The organism is Paenibacillus agaridevorans, assembly GCF_003112455.1.
Classification (GTDB): Bacteria; Bacillota; Bacilli; order Paenibacillales; family Paenibacillaceae; genus Pristimantibacillus; species Pristimantibacillus agaridevorans.
Genome location: NZ_BDQX01000230.1, coordinates 106,693 through 115,523, shown reverse-complemented (window position 1 = coordinate 115,523; position 8,831 = coordinate 106,693). Strand labels below are relative to the sequence as shown.

The window sequence follows — 8,831 nt, the reverse complement described above, 5'->3', positions numbered from 1 at the left end:
CGGGGCAAGCCCTGGCAGCGGAGCGGGCCAAGGCTCTGGCAGCGGAGCGGGCCAAGGCTCTGGCAGCGGAGCGGGCCAAGGCTCTGGCAGCGGAGCGGGTCAAGGCTCTGGTGCCGGATCAGGAGTCGGCGGTCGGGAATTGGTGACAACGCCCAGAAGTATGCAGGGTGAGGGCCAGATTGAGAACGACTTTGGTCCATCAACCGGTGGAACCACACAGAATGGCGGACAATCTCCGATGATCGACGGTACCACTCGTCCATACAACGAAGTGTACGGCGAATATGCCGCAGAAGCGAAGCGGACACTGGGACGAACTCAACTGCCTGCCAGTATGCAGGATAAAGTCAAACAATACTTTGATCAAATACAACCGGACTAACGATTACGTGATTCCATGTGTTGCGCGCCGGCCCTCCCGGGTCGGCGTATTCATGTAGTACGTAACAGAAGGACCTGCCTGTACGACGAAAATGATATTTCAACAACGAACGTATCGCGTATGGGTAATCGTCAAAGCTGTGTATGAAATTTCATACACGATTGCTCAACAAGTAGCTTCTGACCACAATTGAGTATGAAATATCATACTCAATCATTCGTCAAAGAACCAAGCACCGCCATCGTATATGATATTTCATACACAAACGTATTGTGTATGGGTAATCGTCAAAGATGTGTATGAAATTTCATACACGTCTGCTCCATAAGTAGCTTCTGACCACAATTGAGTATGAAATATCATACTCAATCACTCATCAAAGTACCAGGCAACACCAATGTATATGATATTTCATACTCAAACGTAACGCGTATGGTCAATCGTAAATTCCGAATTCTACAGGGACCCCTAAGCCCCTGCGATCATAAGAGGAGGCAATAACAATGATAGAGTCGAAGGAGCAGCTTGCGGAGGCTGCGGGCCGGATTGCGGCGCTAAGGGAGGAAGTCGGGAAGGTAATCGTGGGGCAACGTACGGTTGTGGATCAGCTCCTTTGGTGTCTTGTGGCAGGCGGACATGCTCTGCTGGAGGGGATTCCGGGACTAGGCAAAACGATGCTGGTCCGTACCGTAGCTGACGCCGTGGCGCTGCAATTCTCCCGCATTCAATTTACGCCGGATCTGATGCCGTCGGATATTACGGGGACGACGCTGATCGACTTCGGCGCGGCAGGAGCCGCAGCGCAGCGATTCCAGCCGGGACCGATCTTCGGCAATCTCGTGCTGGCGGACGAGATTAACCGCGCAACGCCAAAGACGCAGAGCGCGCTGCTGGAAGCGATGCAGGAAGGCACGGTAACGGCTGGCGGCGAAACGCATAAGCTGCCTCGGCCGTTCTTCGTATTGGCTACTCAAAATCCGATCGAGCAGGAGGGTACGTACCCGCTTCCGGAAGCGCAATTGGACCGATTCCTGTTGAAGATCGGAGTGGATTATCCGACGCGGGAAGATCTAAAGGAAATCGTTCGCCGCACGACGACAAGCGCGAAACCAAGCGCGAGCACGATCATTAGCGGCAGCGAGCTGCTGGAGCTGCAAGCTGCGGCGAGGGAGCTGCTTGTCTCCGAGGATGTGCTGGATAACGCAGTCAAGCTTGTCATGATGACCCATCCCGGCGAGGAGGATGCGCCGGAAGAGATCAAGCGATATGCGAGATTCGGAGCAGGACCGCGAGCGCTGCAGGCGCTTGTGTCCGTAGCGAAGGTCAAAGCGCTTGCCTCCGCCAGGCTTCATGTGTCATGGGGAGATATCCGCGATGTCGCGCTGCCTGTTCTGCGGCATCGCATCGTGCTCAGCTACGAAGCGCAGGCGCTCGGGATGGATACGGATGCCATGACGATGTCAATTATTCGCGAGATCGAGGCCAAGCGATGACTTCGACGAAGGAGCTCCAGCAGATAAAGGGCGGAGACGAGGCTTTCTCTTATTTGTTCCCGGAGTCCGGACTGCTCGCAAAGCTGGAGCGAGTGAGTCTGGCCGGAGGAAGCCGCGTACAAGGGACGTTGGCAGGCAAACGACGCTCGACCTCGCTCGGCGGCTCCCAGGAATTCGCGGATTACAGACCGTATACGCCTGGCGACGATATTAGACGGATCGACTGGAACGTGTACGGACGAACGGGCAAACCGTTCATTCGCCAATATTGGGATGAACAGGAACTGCATGCTACGTTGTATATTGATACTTCCGTTTCCATGTCAAATTTCGGCGGGCAAGAGGCCAATAAGCTGACATGCGCCCTCCGTCTGGCGGCAGCCGTCGGATACGCCGCCTTGTGCGGCGGCGATCGTCTCACCGTCCGAACGTTCGCCGGACAATGGATGGACGAAGGTGTGCGGCTGGCAGGCGGCCGCGCGTCATCGTTGCATCTGTTTCGGTATCTGGCCGATCAGAAACCAGCGAACCCGGCAGCATTCCTTCCGCCTAACCCGTCAGAGACGACGGGAGCAGGTATCGGCATCTCAGATCAGAAACCAACGAGCTCAGCCGCAGCCCTTCCGCCTAACCCGTCAGAGACGCGGGAAGCAGATGCCAGTATCTCCGATTTGTCTAAGCCCTTTCGGCAACCGGGGAGATTGCCCAGAAGAGCGGGGGTGAGCTGGGTGTTTACGGATGGCTGGTATGAATCGGGGATCGCGGAGACGCTGCTCGCTCTTGCAGCTGCCGGTCAGCATGTCGTGTTCGTCCAATTGTTGTCTCCGCAGGAGCTCGATCCGCGCCTGGATGGGGAATTAAGGTTGATCGACGCGGAGCTCGGCACTGGCAAGGAAGTGGCGTTGTCAGGCGGCTTGCTGCGACAATACCGTCAAACGCTGGCAGAATTTCAGGACGAGCTGAGACGGTTATGCGCGGATCGCGGCATCCCGTTTGTTTTTATCGACACATCCAGATCCATCTCCGATATAATAGCCAGTCTTGCCACGATACCGAATACGCTGCGTCTTTAGCGGCTGGTTCTCATTCGCATCATGAAGAAAGGGGGACAATATCGGCATGCAGTTCCTATCGGCAGCATCCGCTTGGTTCGCAGTTGCTTTGCCTATTATCGCGCTTATGTACATCCTCAAAAAAAAATATACCGATACCGTCGTACCCAGCCATATGTTATGGAACCGCCTGCTTCGAGAGCAGGAAGCCAACCGGCCTTGGCAGAAGCTGCGGAGCAGGTGGCTGCTGCTCCTGCAGCTGCTTGCCGCGCTTATTGCAGTGCTTGCGCTAATGCAGCCCGTGAGATGGGGGGCGGCCTCCCCGGATGGACATGCCGTGTTGTTTATCGACCGTTCGGGCAGCATGAGCGCAAGTAGGGGCGACGAAGGACCCGAGGGTTTGACTAGACTGGAGCACGGACTCCGGCAAGCTGGGGCTTGGCTGGCGGAGCAGCCGTCCGGGAGACCGATCTCGCTTGTCGTCTCTGGCGCGGAGCCTGAGGTTCTGGCGTCTCGCGAGAGCGATCATCGACGGTTGGCCGAGATTCTGGACGGCATCGTTCCGTTCTACGGCAGATCAGACAACTCGGCTGCGTTATCCTTTGCAGATTCCCTTCATGGCGGGGAGGATGGACAGACGATCGTACTGACGGACGGGGAATGGATCGACGCGGAGGAAGCTTCGGAGCTGCTGCTGAACGCGCAAACGGAGCGATGGCATGCTGGACCCTCAGAGGCGGCAGACTCGCCGTTTGAGAATGGCTCAATTCTGAGCTTTGGCCTGCGCGAATCCGGAAGCTCTCCGGGGCATCAAATTGCGACCGTTACGGTGCGCAATGATAGCGAGCATTCTCGAATCTATAACTTGACAATAAGGGCATTCGTGCTGGATGAGGGCGAAGTTTACCGTACGGAAGTGGATATGGAGACGGATGCTCTGAGCTGGCAAAGCGAGGAGACGGACGTCTTGCCTCCGGCCGATTACTATACCGCGGAGCTTCGCGGCGAACCGGACTTCATTGCGGCGGATAACATGGCATTCCAATTTCCGCAAGGTACTCAGACAGGCAAAGCGTTGCTTGTTACTAGCGGCAACATGTTCCTGGAAAAAGCACTTGCTCTGGCTGGCGTTCAGATTGTAAAAAGCAGTCCCGATCAACCTCCGCCGACAGGGGAGATCGCCCGCGACCTGGACTGGGTTCTCGTAGATGGGCAGCTAGAACAGCTGAAGGAATCGGCAGGTTGGGCGGATTGGCTTGGCGGCATGCCGGTATGGAATATGGATCATCCGGTAACGGATGGTACTGGCACGGTTGTACCGACAAGTACGGAAGCGAAGGCCTTGGAGCATCCCGTTACGGCATATATTACCTTGCAGGACACGCATATCGGGCGTTTGTACGAGGTTGGCAATCAAGACGCGGCATGGGGAGATCCTGTTCTTACGTACGGGGGATATCCCGCAATTATTGCCGGAACGGAGCAGGGACGTCCTCGCCTTCGATTTACCTTTAACCTGCAGGACACGGATCTGCCGCTTAGGCCGGAGTTTCCCATTCTTATCGTGCAAGCCGCGGAGTGGATGAACGGCAGCTCGCTGCCCCAGCTGGGATCCGGTCTTGCCGGGTCTTCTATGTCTGTCGCGCTGCAAGCGGAGACGGAGACCGCCCGGTGGGCGAAGCTGGACGGTCCTGAGCTCATTTCGCGCGAACAAGAGACCGGCAGCTCTGCCTTGGAGGTGGAACGGAACGATAGTCAAATACGAGTTCCCGATGTGCCGGGTCTCTATCGTCTGGAAGAACGCGATGCGACAGGCCAACTGATCGCCTCCCGCTTACTGGCCGTTTCGCCGGATATGGAGGAGCTGAAGGCCGTTCGTTCTACTTCTTCTTCTGGCGAACAGCTTGCGTTTCACTCCGTGCAACAAGATGATGAAGACAATCAAACCGTTAATGCCGGACAAAAGCAAAACAACGGCATGCAGCAATCCTTGATCCATTGGGCAGCCGTCTTGCTGCTTGGCTTGATTATGCTGGAGTGGGAGGTGTACCGCCGTGGGCATATCGGTTGAGCATGCGTTAGCTCTATGGCTGCTTGTGGCATGGGCAGCTTATGTCATTTGGATGTTCCGGACGGCAAGCCGACTTTCAGGCGCGCGTAAAGTCGCGGCGATATCGATTCGTTCCATCATCCTGCTGCTTATCGTACTTCTGCTTGCGCAAGTGCAGCCCTATCGCACGCAAGAGCAACGCAACGTGGTGTTCGTAGCGGATCGTTCGGCCAGCATGAATGAAGATCCGCGTATTGGCCAATGGATCGCGGAGGCTTGGCGCGACAAGGACAATAGCGATGCAGGAGGCATCGTATCGTTCGGACTGTCCGCTGTCGTGGATCGCGGGTTAACCTCGGAAGCGTTGGCCGAAGAGGATAACTATCGTTTCCGGACGGGGCTGTCGGACGGTTATACAGACCTGGCCAAAGGTCTTCAGCTTGCCGCCGCGATGCTTCGCGAACAAGGGGGAGGACGGCTTGTCGTTCTGTCGGACGGCTCGGAGAACAGCGGCGATGCCATTCGCGCAGCCAGAATGCTGAAGGACGCCGGTATCGCCGTAGACGTGGTGCCGATCGTTTCATCGCTGAAGCGCGATGCCGCATTGGAACAGCTCAAGGTGCCGTCCTCATTGAAGCAAGGCGAAACCTTCGGTTTCGAGATTACAATCAAGAGCACCTTCTCCGGGGAAGCCGAGCTACGGATTTACCAGAACGATCAACAGCTAAGCATCAGCGACTTACAACTGGAGGTTGGCGATAACAGCTTTATTTTGCAAAGTACGGCGCTTGAACCCGGCTTCCACAGATTCCGCGCCGAAATCCACGTCGATGGAGACGAGCAGGCGGCAAACAACAGCGGTTATGCTTTTAGCCGCGTCAATGGTCCTCCCAAAGTGCTCATCGTCGAAGGAGATCCGGGATCATCCGTCAATCTGGAGGGAGCGCTTGCTTCTTCTTTGATCGGCTTTGACACGATTGAGCCTGAGCAGTTGTCCCAGGAGCTGGCGGAATACGCGGCATATGACAGCATTATTTTAAATAATGTCCCTGCAACCCGCATTGCGGAGAAACCTATGGAGTGGCTGGGCTCCGCGGTTTCCGATTACGGAGTCGGCCTCATGATGCTTGGCGGCGAGCAGTCCTACGGGCTTGGCGGTTACTTCAAAACCGCTATCGAGGATGCGCTTCCCGTCCGTATGGATCTTGAGGGGAGGAAAAAGATTCCTTCGCTTGGTCTTGTCCTTGTGATCGACCGTTCGGGAAGCATGTCGGACGGCAAGCTGGAGCTTGCCAAGGAAGCTGCCATTCGCACCGTGGAGCTGATGAGGGACGAGGATACGGTAGGCGTCGTCGCCTTCGACTCCGCGCCTTGGTGGGTCGTCGAGCCGACTAAGATGTCGAACCGGGAAGACGTCATCGAGAACATTCAGGGCATTCAGCCTGAAGGCGGCACGGAAATCTATACGGCCCTGGAATCGGGTTATCAAGGGTTGCTTGAGTTGGAAGCGGAACGGAAGCATATGATTCTTCTGACGGACGGACAGTCCGGAAGCGCGGGGAATTACTCCGTCATCACGGATGCCATGAACGATCATCTGATGACGCTGTCGACTGTGGCGGTTGGAGACGGCGCGGATCAGGCGCTCCTCCAGCGTCTGGCGAATGATGCGAAGGGCCGGTATTATTTTACGCGGGATCAAAGTACGCTACCTGCCATTTTCAGCCGCGAGACGGTCCTGATGACCAGAACGTATGTGGTAGACGGCGAGTTCGTCCCGGCAATCGGCAGCAGCGGAGAATGGGCGTCGTTATGGAAGGAAGGCGTACCGCCCCTACAGGCGTATATCGCGACAACCTCCAAGGAGCTTGCCGAGGTGGCGCTATGGTCGCCGGAGGGAGATCCCGTGCTGGCAAGATGGCAATACGGCTCCGGGCGGACCGTTGCATGGACAAGCGACGTCACAGGCAAGTGGTCACCGCAATGGATGCAGTGGGAGTCGTTTCCGAAACTGTTCGCAGAATGGGTGAAGTGGACATTTCCGCAATTCGACAGCACGCCTTACCGGGTATCGGCCGAAATGACGGGCGGAGCCGGGTTGTTAAAGGTAGAAAGCAGCAGCGATGCTGGCGCAGGCGGCAGCACGAAGCTTGGTGCGACAATCGAAGGATTGGCTAAGGGCGGTTCCGCCGAACCGACGGAGCTGATGCCCGTTGCGCCAGGGCAATACGAGGCGTCCATCGGTAGTTTGCAGCCTGGCGCCTATCTCGCAAAAGTGGGAGAAGTGTCGAAGGAAGGCGAATACGTATCGGAAGGCGGACAGACGGCGGGTCTCGTCATCCCTTATTCGCCGGAGTATCGCATACAGGATGACAAAGGCGGAGAGACGCTTGCGCGGATAGCATCCCTTACAGGCGGGCGAGAGCTGGGACTTGAGGATGCGCTATTAGCCTTTCGCGGCGATAAGACGGTTCGAAGGGAAGCGTATGATTGGACGCGAGAGATGCTGATTACGATTTTATTATTATGGCTTTTGGACATCGCGGTGCGCCGATTATCGATTCCATGGAGGTTGCTGGTTGGCCAGGCGATAACTCGGCTTCAATTGCGAAGCAAGGTCGTGGGGCGAGCGGACGGTGGAGTCGCTCCGGCAACAACAAACGCCCTTCAGCAGTTGAAACGAAAAGCGGCAGCCAGCTCCCGATTTTATGGAGCGGATGATAATGGGAAGGCTGCTGGCGTGGAACTTACGAGGAAACAGTTGGAAGAGCAAGCCAAAGTCCCAACTGGAATTGGGCAATCGACCGAGGCGAAGTCTTCTTCGCAAAGCGCATCGGTTCTGGATCGTTCCGGCACTCGGTCGACGGCGCCTCCCGCTCAACCTCCGAGCTTTCGTGGCTCCGCGCCTAAGCCAGATGCGAAGCAAGAACGTTCGCAACAAGAACATTCACAGCATGGAGTTTCGCCGAACAAGCCGCAGCCTCCCGCATCTCAGTCGGCGAATCCGAATTCTTCCAGGCAGCAAGATAGTACCGGAACGATGAACCGGCTGCTCGCCGCCAAAAATAGATCCAATAATCGAGGCGGAAAGTAGCCCTGTCGAGCTGGATTGGACAGAGACGGCTTAGCCGCGTTACAATGCTAGGAAAGCTTAATTTCCACGGTGAAAGGTGATGGAACGATGTACCGCGAAATGACGACCGACGAACTGCAGGAGCAGTTGAACCAAGGCGTAACTTTAAATCTGATCGATGTCCGCGAGCCGGACGAATGGGAAGAGGGACATATCGGCTCGGCGCGAAGCATTCCGCTTTCTCAATTCCAAGCACGCGCACACGAAGTGCATGACGTGGAGGGCGAAGTTGTCTTTATTTGCCGCAGCGGCGGACGCAGCGGACGCGTATGCGAATTTTTGACACTCCAGGGCTTTGACGTCGTTAATGTCGCTGGCGGCATGCTGGCGTGGCAAGGCGAAATTGTCGAAGGGAAGTAGCAGCTGTTTTAATGATGGGCAACATCTGGTATAAAAAACGGTATCTTTGGGACTTGAACTTTGTCCTTGAGATACCTTTTTTTATTGATGTGGCTTTGTGGCGATGCGACCAGGAGCGCTGAGCATTCCGAAACGTAGGGAAGGATGATGTTTGAAGAAAATACATTGACGGGTGTCTGTAATCCTTCCCAACCCTGCTTAGAATTTGAATTTACTATTCAGCTGAATTTTTAAAGCATTGAAACGATGTGTATGAACGTGAATGTAAATGTGCATGCATCAAACAAGTCAATAAAATGCAAACGCTCTCTAAAGTATGTGACTATCATAAGTAATTCGAGCGAATAAGAAACAATAAGAT

At 55.6% G+C, this 8,831-nt stretch carries 6 protein-coding genes; all 6 read left to right on the top strand.

Annotated features, from left to right (window positions below):
* Positions 1-382 (top strand): DUF8809 domain-containing protein (locus PAT3040_RS37255; RefSeq protein ID WP_507763373.1); only part of this gene is annotated, 382 nt, incomplete at its 5' end.
* Between the two features lie 503 nt (positions 383-885).
* A complete protein-coding gene (locus PAT3040_RS20495; RefSeq protein ID WP_108994186.1) occupies positions 886-1,875 on the top strand; it encodes an AAA family ATPase in 990 nt (329 codons plus the stop codon).
* A complete protein-coding gene (locus tag PAT3040_RS20490) occupies positions 1,872-2,948 on the top strand; it encodes a DUF58 domain-containing protein (RefSeq protein ID WP_108994185.1) in 1,077 nt (358 codons plus the stop codon). The genes PAT3040_RS20495 and PAT3040_RS20490 overlap by 4 nt, the downstream gene beginning before the upstream one ends.
* Before the next feature lie 46 nt (positions 2,949-2,994).
* Positions 2,995-4,998: a vWA domain-containing protein gene (locus PAT3040_RS20485; protein WP_108994184.1), complete on the top strand. Its 2,004-nt coding sequence runs from the start codon at positions 2,995-2,997 to the stop codon at positions 4,996-4,998.
* The gene (locus tag PAT3040_RS20480; RefSeq protein WP_108994183.1) at positions 4,982-8,071 is read left to right on the top strand and encodes a VWA domain-containing protein; all 3,090 of its coding nucleotides are present in this window, start codon (positions 4,982-4,984) and stop codon (positions 8,069-8,071) included. Before PAT3040_RS20485 ends, PAT3040_RS20480 begins: the two co-directional genes overlap by 17 nt.
* A gap of 87 nt (positions 8,072-8,158) precedes the next feature.
* Complete coding sequence (locus PAT3040_RS20475) at positions 8,159-8,470, top strand: rhodanese-like domain-containing protein (RefSeq protein ID WP_108994182.1); 312 nt, start codon at positions 8,159-8,161, stop codon at positions 8,468-8,470.
* The last annotated feature ends 361 nt before the right edge of the window (positions 8,471-8,831 follow it).